The following is a 12,253-nucleotide window of genomic DNA, read 5'->3' as shown; positions in this document are numbered from 1 at the left end:
TCTTTCCGGTTTGATGTCTCGTTTTTTCCGGAAGGATCGCACCCGATTGTAACTGCCTGATAACCGGCAGTAGGGCTGTTTGTATCCGTTTGTAACCGTTGGTATGCAAACGCAATGCCGATCAGGATGTTACCCCGCAATCCTGTCCAAGACGGATGCTCCACCCGCCTGTTAGACTGTGGCATGGACCAGCAATCAGCACTTCTCGAGAGACCGGCCGGCGGCGGCGATTTCGCGCGGCTGTGGCGCGAAGCGCGGTTCGACGGCATGGAGTGCCTGAACGCACGCTTCCAACGCCACAGCTATGCCCCGCACATGCACGACACCTACGTCGTCGGCGTCATCACTGCCGGGACGGAGCTGTTCCGGTGCGCCGGGGTCGATCTGGCGGCCCATGCCGGGCAGGTCGTCGCCCTCAATCCCGGGATCCTGCATGATGGCCGGCCGGCGGACGACGGCTTCGCCTATCGCATGTTCTATCCGTCGGCCAGCCTGTTCGAAGGGGCGCTGGAGGAGGCAACCGGCCGGCGGGTGGCGCCGCACTTCGGTGTGACGGTCTTCGACGATCCGGCTCTTTTCGCGGCGATCGGTTCCTTGCATCGCGGGCTGGAGGGACGGGTGTCCGACCCGCTGCGCGCCGACACCGATGCGCTGCGCGCCTTCACCCTGTTGGCGCTGCGCCACGGCGACCTGACCGGGCGGCTGCCGGCGGCCGGGCGGGAGCCGGCAGCGGTGCGCCGTGCGCGGGAGTATCTGGACGCCCATCTCGACAGCCCGGTCGAACTGGCCGATCTGGCCGGGGCGATCGGGCTCAGCCGCTTCCACCTGCTGCGGGTGTTCCGCGCCGCGGTGGGGACGACGCCGCACGGCTACCTGACCGACCGCCGGGTTGCCCATGCCAAGCGGTTGCTCGCCGGGCCGCTGACCCTGGCCGAGGTGGCGCTGTCCTGCGGCTTCTGCGATCAGGCCCATTTCAACCGGGTGTTCAAAGGGCGGGTCGGCGTCGCCCCCGGCCAATACCGCCGGGGCAGCAATCCGGTCCAAGACACCGGGTCCGCCGCCGCCTAGTGTCCCCGCCATGAGCACCGATACCCTCACCATACCGGCGTCCCCGCGGCAGGAGTTCGCGTTGGGCGCCATTCATTGCCTGCCGGTGATGGCGGGCGCGGTCCCCTTCGGCTTCCTGCTGGGCAGTCTCGCCGCCAAGGCCGGGCTGTCGCCGCTCGACATGGGGCTGATGAGCGCGCTGGTTTTCGCCGGCAGCTCGCAGTTCGTCGCGGTCGAGCTGTTGGACAAGGGCACCGCCGGGCTGGCGGTGGTCGGCGCCATCCTGCTGGTCAATCTTCGTCATCTGCTGTTGGGGGCGACGCTGGAGCCGCGCTTCCGTGGCGTCGCTCCGGCGCGGGCCGGGCTGGCGCTGTTCTTCATGACCGACGAGCAATGGGCGCTGGCGCTGCGCCGCGGCGAGGGACTGACGCTGGCCTATTGGTACGGCGTCGGGGTGACGCTCTATCTGGCGTGGCTCGCCAGCACCGTGGCGGGGACGTTGGCCGGCGCGCTGATCGCCGATCCCGCCGCCTGGGGGTTGGACTTCACCTTCATCGCCGTCTTCCTCTGCTTGCTGGCCGGCTTCTGGCGCGGGGTGGGATCGCTGCCGCCCTGGCTGGCGAGTGCCGCCGCGGCGCTCGGCGCCCATGCGCTGTCGCCCGGCGGGCCGTGGCACATCCTGGCCGGTGCGCTGGCCGGCGGGGCGGTGGCAGCATGGCGGGGACGTGGACAGGGGAAGGGCCAGGGGAAGGGGAGCGCGGGCGATGCTTGAGGCGCTGCATCTGGATTGGAGCATCTTCGCGATCGTTCTCGGCGGGGCGCTGGTCACCTGGCTGACGCGGGTCGGCGGGCCATGGCTGATCGCGCGGGTCCGGCTCGGCCCGTCGGCGAGCGCGGCGCTGGAGGCGACGCCCGGCGCGGTGCTGGTGGCGCTGGTGGCGCCGGCCGCCCTGTCGCGCCCGTCGGATGCGCTGGCCGCCGCCTTCGTCTGCCTGATCGCCCGGCGCGTGCCGATGGTGGTCGCGGTGGCGGCGGGCGTGGTGGCGGTCGTGCTGCTGCGGAGCCTGCTGTAGCGATTCCGGGCAAACTGCCGTCTGGTGAAGAGGGCGGAGGATGCCTATAAGTCGGGTATGACCGACCTGTCCCCCGTCCCGCCCGCGCCCGCATCCGCCCCGGCTGCCTTCGACCCGCAAGCCTTGCCGCCGCTGCGCGACGTGATCGCGCGTTTCGGCCTGGAGGCGCGCAAGTCGCTGGGGCAGAACTTCCTGCTCGACCTCAACCTGACCGGACGGATCGCGCGCTCGGCCGGCCTGCCGGCCGGCACCACCGCCATCGAGGTCGGCCCCGGCCCCGGCGGGCTGACCCGCGCGCTGCTGGCGACCGATGCGGTCAAGGTCGTCGCCATCGAACGCGACCGCCGCTTCATCGAGGCGCTGCAGGACGTCGTCGAGGCCGCCCATGGTCGCCTGACCATCGTCGAGGCCGATGCGCTGACCGTCGACCCGGAGGAACTGGCCCCGGCCCCTCGCGCCATCGTGGCGAACCTGCCCTACAATGTGGCAACCCCGCTGCTGCTGGGCTGGCTGGCGCGGATCGAATCCTATGTCAGCCTGACGCTGATGTTCCAGAAGGAGGTTGCCGACCGGCTGGTGGCGAAGCCGGGCAGCAAGGCCTATGGCCGGCTGTCGGTCATCACCCAATGGCGGTCCGACGCCCGCGTGCTGTTCAACCTGCCGCCGCGTGCCTTCACCCCGCCGCCCAAGGTCGAATCGACGGTGGTCCACCTGACCCCGCGGGCGAATCCGGAACCGGCGGACTGGCGCGCGCTGGAACAGGTCACCGCCGCCGCCTTCGGCCAGCGCCGCAAGATGCTGCGCCAGAGCCTGAAGTCGCTGGGCAGCGCCGAAGCGCTGCTGGAGGAGACCGGCATCACCCCGACCGCGCGGGCGGAGGAGATCGACGTCGCCGGCTTTGCGGCGCTGGCCCGCGCCTTCCGCGCCCGGACTCCGCTGGGGCCGCCCCCGGAGAGGCCATGATGATCCGGGTCACGCCCCGCATCAGCCTGGACGAAAGCGAACTCCAGGAGGAGTTCGTGCGCGCCAGCGGGCCGGGCGGCCAGCACGTCAACAAGACCGAAACGGCGGTCCAGCTGCGCTTCGACGTGGCGGCATCGCCGAACATCCCGGATGACGTGAAGGCGCGGCTCGCCCGTCTGGCCGGTTCAAGGATGACGGCCGCCGGTGTCCTGATCCTGTCCGGCGACAGCTACCGCAGCCAGATGCGGAACCGCGAGGATGTGCGGGAGCGGCTGATCGACCTGATCCGCGACGCCTCGGTTCCGCCCAAGATCCGCCGGAAGACCAAGCCGACCTACGGCTCCCAGCAGCGCCGGCTGGAAGGAAAGGCCAAGCGGTCGGAGGTCAAGCAGGGCCGGCGCGGCCCGGCTGGAGACTGACGGCCTCGGAGGCGGCCGGAGCTGTCCGCCGCCCGATGCCCTGCCAATCCGCCCGGCATGCCCGCCATGAGGCCGGCGCATTGGACGGTTCAACCGTCCCGTGCGAGCCTTCCTCCTTCGCTTGCCTGCAGAACATTTCCCCGTGAGGACAATTCCGGGGCCGGAGACGTTCCATGAGCCACCCATCCGCCGGTACGGTCTTGCCGTCGCCGACCTCGGCCCGGCTGTCGGTCGGTTTCGCCTGGGTCGGGCATTCGCTGATGCACATCGTCTCGGCGCTGTTCCTGACCATCGTGCTGGCGCTGGAGACGGAATGGAAGCTCTCCTATGACGAACTGATCCGGCTGTGGACCTTTGGCTCGCTGATGATCGGGCTGGGGGCGCCGCTGGCCGGCTGGCTGGGCGACCGCTGGAGCTCGGCCGGGATGATTGCGGTGTTCTACCTGATGACCGGCGGCGGCGCGGTGCTGGCCGGCCTGTCGGACGGGCCGGACATGCTGATGTGGTCGCTGGCCCTGCTCGGGCTGGGGGCGTCGATCTACCACCCGGTCGGCATGGCCTGGATGATGGCGAACGCCGAGAATCGCGGCAAGGCGATGGGCTGGCTCGGCCTGTTCGGCACCTTCGGCGTCGCCACCGCCGCGGTGGTCGCCGGCAGCCTGACGCAGTGGCTGGACTGGCGCATGGCCTTCATCATCCCCGGCGTCCTCTGCGTCGTGCTGGGCGTGGCGCTTGCCCTGCTGATCGCCACCGGCATCGTCCAGGACCGGCATGCCGACGTGAAGCCGCAGCCCAAGCCGTCGCGCGGCGACGTGGTGCGCGCCTTCTTCGTGCTGTCGCTGACCATGGTCTGCGCCGGGCTGATCTTCAATGCCATGCAGGTCGTGCTGCCCAAGCTGTTCGAGGCGCGGCTGGGCGGCCTGCTCGGCAGCGGCACGCTGGGGGTCGGCGGGCTGGTGACGGCGGTCTATCTGGTCGCGGCGCTGCCGCAGATGATCGGCGGCGTGCTGGCCGACCGCCATTCGCTGAAGCGCGTCTATATCCTCTGCCTGCTGGTGCAGATCCCGATGATGGCCGCTGTCGCCGTGCTGTCCGACTTGCCGCTGGTGGCCGCCGCCGCCTTCGTGGTCATCGCCTCGCAGACGCAGATCCCGGCGGAGAACATGCTGCTGGCCCGCTACACGCCGGACAAGCATCGGGGGCTGGCCTTCGGCGCCAAATACATCCTGTCCTTCGGCGCCGGTCCGCTGGCGGTGCTGCTGGTCGCCTGGGTCTATGAGCACACCGGCGAGTTCACCATGCTCTACCTGACCCTGTCGGCACTGGCTGCCATGGCCTTTGCTGCCGCCCTGCTGCTGCCCGACGACCGCAGGAAGAAGGCCGAACCGGTGGCCGAGCCGCTGCCGGCGGCGGAGTGATCCGCCGCCGGTTTCACGAGCTTACTCCAACGTCCCGTTCAGTGCCCGGTCGAGGTCGGCGATGATGTCCTCGGCCGTCTCCAGTCCGATCGACAGGCGGATCACGTCGGGGCCGGCGCCGGCCGAGGCCTGGGCCTCCGCCGACAGCTGGCGATGGGTGGTCGAGGACGGGTGGATGATCAGCGAGCGCGCGTCGCCGATGTTGGCGAGGTGGCTGAACAGCTCGACGCTCTCCACCACCTTCACCCCGGCCTCGAAGCCGCCCTTGACGCCGAAGGTCAGCACCGCACCGGCGCCGCGCGGCAGGTACTTCTGCGCCAGGGCATGGTACTTGGACGATTCGAGCCCGGCATAGCTGACCCAGCTTACCGCCGGATGGCTTTCCAGGAACTTGGCCACCTTCAGCGCGCTTTCGGCGTGGCGCTGCATGCGCAGCGGCAGCGTCTCGATCCCGTTCAGCGTCAGGAAGGCGTTCATCGGCGCCTGGCTCGGCCCCAGGTCGCGCAAGCCGACGGCATGGCCATGGATGGTGAATGCCAGATGGCCGAAGGTCTCGTGGAAGCGCAGGCCATGATAGCCCGCGTCCGGCTCGCTCAGCGCCGGGAACTTGCCCGACTTGCTCCAGTCGAACTTGCCGCTGTCCACCACCACGCCGCCGACCGAGGTGCCGTTGCCGGACAGGAACTTGGTGGTGGAGTGGACGACCAGCGTGGCGCCCCACTGGATCGGGTTGATCAGGTAGGGGGTGGCCAGCGTGTTGTCGACGATCAGCGGGATGCCGGCCTCGTCGGCGATCTTCGCGATGGCCTCGATGTCCGTCACCACGCCGCCGGGGTTGGCGAGGCTCTCGACGAAGATCGCCTTGGTCTTCTCGGTCAGCGCCGCCTTGACGGCGTCGGGCGTGTCGGTGTCGACGAAGCTGGGCTGCCAGCCGAAGGCGCGCGGGAAGCTGATGCCGAGCTGGTTCAGCGAGCCGCCATAGAGCTTGGTCGACGCGACGATGTGGTCGCCGGGCGCCATCAGCGGGAACAGCGCCAGCAGCTGCGCCGCATGGCCCGACGAGGTCGCGGTGGCGCCGGCGCCGCCTTCCAGGTTGGCCAGCCGCTCCTCCAGCACCGCGACCGTGGGATTGGTCAGGCGGGAATAGATGAAGCCGACCTTCTGCAGGTTGAACAGCGAGGCGGCGTCGTCGACATTCTCGAAGACGAAGCTGGTGGTCTGGTAGATCGGCGTCTGCCGGGCGCCCGTTGCCGGGTCGGGTGCGGCGCCGGCATGGATGGCGCGGGTCTCAAAGCCGAAGCTCTTCGGTTCAGTCATCTGCGTGGTTCCCCCGTTTTCTCAGATCAGTTTCTTGAAGGTTTTCGTCGGTGCCCGGCGGTGCGTGACCAGGACGTTGGAATTGACGCCGATCCGGCCGATCTCGCCGTACAGCCGCTGGATTTCCATCTTCGGGCAGCGGTCCATCACCACGGTCAGGCCGGCGGCCTGGGCCCGCGCCGCCGCCTCGTCGTTGCGGACGCCGAGCTGCATCCACACCACCCTGGCCCCGGCGGCGATCGCCTCGTCCGTCACCCCGCCGGCGGCGGCGGAGTTGCGGAAGACGTCGACCATGTCCGGCGGCTCCGGCAGATCTTTTAAGCTGGCATAAACCGGTAGGCCGAGGATGGTCTGTCCGGCCAGCTTCGGGTTGATCGGGACGATGCGATAGCCCTTGTCGCGCAGATACTTCATCACGAAGAAGCTGGCCTTCACCGGGTCGGCGCTGGCACCCACCACGGCGATGCTGTGGACGCCGTCCAGCACGCCGCGCAGGAAGGCGTCGGTGTAGCGGGCCGGATCGGTGATCGTCTCATCGGTGATCGTCCCATCGGGGGGCATTGCCGGATCGCTCATCGCCCGCACCATACCGGCGTGCGCTTGCCGAGGAAGGCGTCGATGCCCTCGGCGGCGTCCTGCGCCATCATGTTCTCGGTCATCACCTGCGCGGCGTAGGCATAGGCGCCCTCGGCATCCAGCTCGATCTGGCGATAGAACGCCTCCTTGCCGGTCGCCAGCGTCAGCGGCGATTTCGACGCGATCTTGGCGGCGACGGAGTCCACCACCTCGTCCAGCTGGTCGGCCGGCACCGCGCGGTTGACCAGGCCGATGCGTTCCGCTTCATCCGCATCGATCAGGTCGCCGAGCAGCAGCATCTCCATCGCCGCCTTGCGCCCGACCGCGCGGGTCAGCGCCACCATCGGCGTCGAGCAGAACAGCCCGATGTTCACGCCCGGAGTCGCGAACCGCGCCTCCTCCTCGCAATAGGCGAGGTCGCAGGTCGCCACCAGCTGGCAGCCGGCCGCGGTCGCGACGCCGCGCACCTTGGCGATCACCGGCTGGCGGATGCGGTTGATCGTCAGCATCAGGCGCGAGCATTGGACGAACAGCGCCTCGTACATCTCGCGCGACGGTGCGGCGCGCATCTCCTTCAGGTCGTGCCCGGCGCAGAAGACGCCGCCGGCCCCGGCCAGCACCACGGCGCGCACCGTCCGGTCATCGTGGATGGTGTCCAGCGCGTCCTGCAATGCCGCCATCAGCCCGACCGACAGCGCGTTGCGCGCCTTCGGCCGGTTCAGCGTCAGCGTGGCGATCCCGTCGCGGTCCTCGCGCAGGACCAGCGGGGCATGGGGATCGTGTATCGAAGCCGCGGCGCTCATGGTCGTCATCCTCCCGTTTTTCTTTCGGTTGTTCACCGACGGCAGCTTAACGCGCCGGACCTGCGGGCGAATACGGCAACCTGCGGGATGGGAGGTATGAGACGACAGGAGGCGGATGAATTCAATGGAAAAATCTGTGAGATGATGCCATTTATCTATTATTTTAATAGGAAAATATGATTTTCAAAGCCCGTTCCCCCCTCTCCCAAGGGGGGAGAGGGGGCTGCAAAAAGGGTCAGGCGGTTACGACGCCTTCGCGATCTTCTTCTTCGGTGCGGCCGCTTCGGCGGGGGCATCCTTGGCAGGCTTGGCCTTGGTCGCCTTCTTGGCGGCCGGCTTCTTCGCCGGGGCCTTCGCCTTGACGGGCTTCTCCGTCTCGGCGCCCTCGGCCTTTTCGGCGTCGGCCTCCTTCGGGGCCTTGCCCTTCTTGGCAGCGTCCTTGGCGACCTTGGCGTCGATCAGTTCCAACGCCTGTTCCAGCGTCACGCTGTCCGGCTCGGTTCCCTTGGGGATCGAGGCATAGACGCTGGCATGCTTCACATAGGGACCGAAGCGGCCGGACCCCATGGTGATCGGCTTGCCGGTCTTCGGATGATCGCCCAACGCCTTGGCCGGAGCCGATGCCTTCTTGGCGGCGCCGGCCAGCAGATCGACGGCGCGGTTGATGCCGATGGTCAGCACGTCGTCGTCGGGCGTCAGCGACTTGTAGACGCTGCCATGCTTCAGGTAGGGGCCGAAGCGGCCGATGCCGGCGCTGATCTCTTCGGCCGTTTCCGGATGGTTGCCGATGACGCGGGGAAGGGCCAGCAGCTTCAGCGCGGTGTCGAGGTCGACGTCGGCCGCGCCCATGCCCTTGGGCAGGGACACCCGCTTGGGCTTCGGCGCCTCGTCCTTCTTCTTCTTCTTGGCCTTCGGCTTCTTGCCGTCGGCCGCCGGCTCCTCGACAGGCGGTGCCTCCGGCGGAGCGGCGGCGGCAGCCGGCGCCGGGCCGAGCTGGATGTAGGCGCCGAACGGGCCGCGGCGGACCGTGACCGGCAACCCGGTCTCCGGATCGTTACCCAGTTCGCGCGGACCTTCCTGCACCTCGCCGTTCTCGTCGTTGGCGACGGCCAGCGGCCGGGTGTAGCGGCATTCCGGATAGCGCGAGCAGCCGATGAAGGCGCCCATCTTGCCCAGCTTCAGCCCCAGGCGGCCTTCCCGACAGACCGGACAGACGCGCGGGTCGTGGCCGTCCGCCGTCACCGCGGGGAAGAAATGCGCCCCCAGCTCGTTGTCCAGCGTTGTCAGAACCTGGGTGATCGTCAGTTCCTTGGTGCCGTTCACCGCGACGTCGAAGGCGGTCCAGAAGTCGCGCAGCACGGTCTTCCAGTCGACCTTCCCGTCGGAGACCTCGTCGAGCTGGTTTTCCAGCTCCGCCGTGAAATTGTACTCCACATAGCGGTGGAAGAAATTCTCCAGGAAGGCGGTCACCAGCCGGCCGCGGTCTTCCGGAATGAAGCGCCGCTTGTCGAGCCGGACATAGTTGCGGTCCTGCAGCACCTGCAGGATCGAGGCGTAGGTCGACGGCCGGCCGATTCCCAGTTCCTCCAGCTTCTTGACGAGGCTGGCTTCGGAATAGCGCGGCGGCGGCTGGGTGAAATGCTGCTGCGGGTCGATGTCGCCGCGGTTCAGGGCGTCGCCCTGGTCCATCGCCGGCAGGCGGCGTTCCTGCTGGTCGTCCTCGGCCGCGTCGTCGCGATCCTCCTGATAGACCTTCAGGAAGCCGTCGAACATGACGATGGAGCCGGTGGCGCGCAGCACCACGTCCTTGGCCGGGCCGGCGATGTCAACCGCCACCTGATCGAGGATGGCGCTTTCCATCTGGCTGGCCAGCGTGCGCTTCCAGACCAGTTCGTACAGCCGCAGCTCGTCCTGTTCCAGGTAGGAGGCCACCGATTCGGGACGGCGGTGCAGGTCGGTCGGGCGGATGGCCTCGTGAGCCTCCTGGGCGTTCTTGGCGGCGGTCTTGTAGACGCGCGGCTGGGCCGGGACATAGCGCTCGCCATACTGCGTGCCGATCAGGCCGCGGGCGCTGTCGATCGCCTCCTGCGACAGGCTGACGCCGTCGGTTCGCATATAGGTGATCAGGCCGACCGTCTCGCCGCCGATGTCGACGCCCTCATACAGCTTTTGCGCCGTGCGCATGGTGCGGGTGGCGCCGAAGCCCAGCTTGCGCGAGGCCTCCTGCTGCAGGGTGGAGGTGGTGAAGGGTGGCGACGGGTTGCGGCGGCTCTGCTTGCGCTCCACCGACGAGACGGCGAAGTCCTGCGGGCGGATCTTCGCCACCGCGGCCTCGGCGGCCTCGCGGTTGGGCAGGCCGAACTTGTCCAGCCGCTTGCCGTCCAGTTGGGTCAGCGACGCGGTGAAGGAGGCACCGGCCGGCGTGGTGAAGCCCACCGCGATCGACCAGTATTCCTGCGGCTTGAAGACCTCGATCTCCGACTCGCGTTCGCAGACCAGGCGCAGAGCCACCGACTGGACGCGGCCGGCCGACTTGGAGCCGGGCAGCTTGCGCCACAGCACCGGCGACAGGGTGAAGCCCACCAGGTAATCCAGCGCCCGGCGCGCCAGATAGGCGTCGACTAGTTCGCGGGAGACGTCGCGCGGGTTGGCGATGGCGGCCTGCACCGCGCTCTTGGTGATCTCGTTGAAGGTGATGCGCTGGACCTCGCGGTTCTCGGTCAGCTTCTTTTCGCGCAGCAGCTCGGACAGGTGCCAGGCAATGGCCTCTCCCTCGCGATCCGGGTCGGTTGCGAGATAGATGCGGCTGGCCGACTTCACCGCCTTGGCGATCTCGTCGATGTGGCGCTTGGAGCGGTCGCCCAACTCCCATTCCATCGCGAAGTCTTCATCCGGACGCACCGACCCGTCCCGCGCCGGAAGGTCGCGGACATGGCCGAAGCTGGCGATGACGGTGTAGTCGTCGCCCAGATATTTGTTGATGGTCTTCGCCTTGGCCGGCGATTCGACGATGACGACGTTGCTGCCCGGCAAGAACCCAGCCCTTCGCGTGTGCCCACTCAAACCACGGCGGTGCCGATCAGGTAAGAGAGACCTGATGACCGGGAAGACGCTGGACTCGGCCGGCAAGCTCAAGTTCCAGAACCACGGTCAGCACCACCGGAGCGGACAATTGGCACCCGCGGACGAGTTCGTCAATGGTGACGGGCGAGGGCCCCAGGTTTTCCAGCACGATGGCGCGGGCCCTGGACAGCTCCGATTCGTCGGGTTCGACCGGGCCGGCCGGCCGGAACAGGTCGCGCTCGCGTTCCGAAACCGCGGGCGGGCGCAGGCCTTCGATGGAGCGCAGCACATCGTCCGCCCGCTCGACCAGCGTCGCCCCCTGGCGCAGCAGGTCGTTGGTGCCGTGGCAGCGCGGATCGAGCGGTGAGCCCGGCACGGCCATCACCTCGCGCCCCTGTTCCAGCGCCATCCGCGCGGTGATGAGGGAGCCGGAGCGCAACGCCGCCTCGACCACCAGCACGCCGAGCGACAGGCCGGAGATCAGGCGGTTGCGGCGCGGGAAATGACGGGCCTGCGGCTGGGTGCCGACAGCGCATTCCGCCACCGCCACCCCCTGCGCCAAGATGTCGCGGTATAGCGGCTCGTTCTCCGGCGGATAGACGATGTCGATGCCGCCGGCCAGCACGGCGGCGGTTCCACTGGCCAGCGAGCCGGCGTGGGCCGCCGTGTCGATGCCTCGGGCCAGCCCGGACACCACGAGCAGCCCGGCCGCCCCCAGGTCGCGCGCCAGCGATTCGGCGAACTTCTTGGCGTTCAGCGAGGCGTTGCGGGCGCCGACGATGGCGATCGCGCGCCGCTTCAGCAGATGGGCATGGCCGGCGACCGAGATCACCGGGGGTGCATCGTCCACCGCGGCCAGCGGTTCCGGGTAGTCCGGCTCGCAGGCGCACAGCAGCCGCGTGCCGAGGCGCCGGTTCGCCTCCATCTCGCGGTCCGCTTCCGCCTTGGACGCGACGCGCAACGGCTTGGCCCGCCCGCCGCGCCGAGCGAGATCCGGCAGGGCGTCCAGCGCCTTGCCGGCGCTGCCATACTGCTCCAGCAGGCGATGAAAGGTGATCGGCCCGACATTCTCCGTCCGGATCAGGCGGAGCCAGTCGAGCCTTTCGGCTTCGGTCAATGGGCGGCGCGGTTGTGTCATGCGCCATGGTTCTACAACCGATTCGGCGTAGCTTTCAACACTCAATCGTATGCCGGCGGGAAGCTTCGCGCACCTGTGGAATACGGTGCGTCCGATGCAATCCATGCTCGGGTGCCGGGCTTCAAGGGAAGCGGGGAGGGGCCTGTGCCTACCACCTTCGCATGTCTGGTCGCAAAGCGCGCGAGCCTCCATGCTCAGGCGGGGGGCCGGTTCCGGAGTCGCGGCCGACGCCAACATGATATTGCGCCATTTCCTCCATTGGCGGCGCTTTGTTTCCTTCCACCATTCGAAGAAACATCCGCTGTTCCAACGGACTGCGGCGGAATGCCGCATGGTTTAACCCCGATCCGGGCTCAACCTCTATTGCCGTGATCCGTGCCAAGCCTGAGGAAAAGTCTATGCGGAGAGTGGGAGAGAGGAAAGGCTTGTAACCCAG

11 protein-coding genes are annotated in these 12,253 nt (G+C 68.5%); 6 read left to right on the top strand and 5 right to left on the bottom strand.

Annotated elements, in window-relative coordinates; translation table 11 throughout:
- Window positions 1-183: 183 nt before the first annotated feature.
- The 6 genes from AL072_RS13690 (at window position 184) to AL072_RS13665 (ending at window position 4,920) form a co-directional block, all read left to right on the top strand.
- The gene (locus tag AL072_RS13690) at window positions 184-1,068 is read left to right on the top strand and encodes an AraC family transcriptional regulator (RefSeq protein WP_045582089.1); all 885 of its coding nucleotides are present in this window, start codon (window positions 184-186) and stop codon (window positions 1,066-1,068) included.
- Between the two features lie 10 nt (window positions 1,069-1,078).
- The gene (locus AL072_RS13685; RefSeq protein ID WP_052710005.1) at window positions 1,079-1,819 is read left to right on the top strand and encodes an AzlC family ABC transporter permease; all 741 of its coding nucleotides are present in this window, start codon (window positions 1,079-1,081) and stop codon (window positions 1,817-1,819) included.
- Complete coding sequence (locus AL072_RS13680; RefSeq protein ID WP_045582090.1) at window positions 1,812-2,120, top strand: AzlD family protein; 309 nt, start codon at window positions 1,812-1,814, stop codon at window positions 2,118-2,120. The genes AL072_RS13685 and AL072_RS13680 overlap by 8 nt, the downstream gene beginning before the upstream one ends.
- A 57-nt stretch (window positions 2,121-2,177) precedes the next feature.
- Window positions 2,178-3,083 (top strand): 16S rRNA (adenine(1518)-N(6)/adenine(1519)-N(6))-dimethyltransferase RsmA, encoded by a 906-nt coding sequence (gene rsmA, locus AL072_RS13675; RefSeq protein WP_045582091.1) that lies wholly within the window; start codon window positions 2,178-2,180, stop codon window positions 3,081-3,083.
- Window positions 3,083-3,502, top strand: a complete 420-nt coding sequence (gene arfB, locus AL072_RS13670; RefSeq protein WP_082108936.1) for an alternative ribosome rescue aminoacyl-tRNA hydrolase ArfB — start codon at window positions 3,083-3,085, stop codon at window positions 3,500-3,502. Before rsmA ends, arfB begins: the two co-directional genes overlap by 1 nt.
- Window positions 3,503-3,675: 173 nt before the next feature.
- Window positions 3,676-4,920: an MFS transporter gene (locus AL072_RS13665; RefSeq protein ID WP_045582093.1), complete on the top strand. Its 1,245-nt coding sequence runs from the start codon at window positions 3,676-3,678 to the stop codon at window positions 4,918-4,920.
- 21 nt (window positions 4,921-4,941) lie between these two features.
- Here AL072_RS13665 and AL072_RS13660 read toward each other — a convergent pair whose 3' ends face one another.
- The 5 genes from AL072_RS13660 to dprA form a co-directional block, all read right to left on the bottom strand.
- On the bottom strand, window positions 4,942-6,237 hold the full coding sequence (locus AL072_RS13660; RefSeq protein WP_045582094.1) for an O-acetylhomoserine aminocarboxypropyltransferase: 1,296 nt from the start codon (window positions 6,235-6,237) through the stop codon (window positions 4,942-4,944).
- Window positions 6,238-6,258: 21 nt separating this feature from the next.
- The gene (locus tag AL072_RS13655; protein WP_245636697.1) at window positions 6,259-6,813 is read right to left on the bottom strand and encodes a CoA-binding protein; all 555 of its coding nucleotides are present in this window, start codon (window positions 6,811-6,813) and stop codon (window positions 6,259-6,261) included.
- The gene (locus tag AL072_RS13650; protein ID WP_045582095.1) at window positions 6,810-7,616 is read right to left on the bottom strand and encodes an enoyl-CoA hydratase; all 807 of its coding nucleotides are present in this window, start codon (window positions 7,614-7,616) and stop codon (window positions 6,810-6,812) included. The genes AL072_RS13655 and AL072_RS13650 overlap by 4 nt, the downstream gene beginning before the upstream one ends.
- Before the next feature lie 243 nt (window positions 7,617-7,859).
- On the bottom strand, window positions 7,860-10,649 hold the full coding sequence (gene topA / locus AL072_RS13645) for a type I DNA topoisomerase (RefSeq protein ID WP_045582096.1): 2,790 nt from the start codon (window positions 10,647-10,649) through the stop codon (window positions 7,860-7,862).
- A 46-nt stretch (window positions 10,650-10,695) separates the two neighbouring features.
- Window positions 10,696-11,817, bottom strand: a complete 1,122-nt coding sequence (dprA, locus tag AL072_RS13640; protein ID WP_045582097.1) for a DNA-processing protein DprA — start codon at window positions 11,815-11,817, stop codon at window positions 10,696-10,698.
- Window positions 11,818-12,253: the final 436 nt, after the last annotated feature.

It is taken from the genome of Azospirillum thiophilum (assembly GCF_001305595.1).
Classification (GTDB): Bacteria; Pseudomonadota; Alphaproteobacteria; order Azospirillales; family Azospirillaceae; genus Azospirillum; species Azospirillum thiophilum.
Note: the sequence above shows the minus strand (reverse complement) of the source record. Positions and strands in the feature narration are given on the sequence as shown.

Bases quoted from the DNA above. Each gene is read 5' to 3' on its own strand.
- AL072_RS13690 (WP_045582089.1), top strand. From the start codon at position 184: ATGGACCAGCAATCAGCACTTCTCGAGAGACCGGCCGGCGGCGGCGAT.
- AL072_RS13685 (WP_052710005.1), top strand. From the start codon at position 1,079: ATGAGCACCGATACCCTCACCATACCGGCGTCCCCGCGGCAGGAGTTC.
- AL072_RS13680 (WP_045582090.1), top strand. From the start codon at position 1,812: ATGCTTGAGGCGCTGCATCTGGATTGGAGCATCTTCGCGATCGTTCTC.
- rsmA (WP_045582091.1), top strand. From the start codon at position 2,178: ATGACCGACCTGTCCCCCGTCCCGCCCGCGCCCGCATCCGCCCCGGCT.
- arfB (WP_082108936.1), top strand. From the start codon at position 3,083: ATGATCCGGGTCACGCCCCGCATCAGCCTGGACGAAAGCGAACTCCAG.
- AL072_RS13665 (WP_045582093.1), top strand. From the start codon at position 3,676: ATGAGCCACCCATCCGCCGGTACGGTCTTGCCGTCGCCGACCTCGGCC.
- AL072_RS13660 (WP_045582094.1), bottom strand. From the start codon at position 6,237: ATGACTGAACCGAAGAGCTTCGGCTTTGAGACCCGCGCCATCCATGCC.
- AL072_RS13655 (WP_245636697.1), bottom strand. From the start codon at position 6,813: ATGAGCGATCCGGCAATGCCCCCCGATGGGACGATCACCGATGAGACG.
- AL072_RS13650 (WP_045582095.1), bottom strand. From the start codon at position 7,616: ATGAGCGCCGCGGCTTCGATACACGATCCCCATGCCCCGCTGGTCCTG.
- dprA (WP_045582097.1), bottom strand. From the start codon at position 11,817: ATGACACAACCGCGCCGCCCATTGACCGAAGCCGAAAGGCTCGACTGG.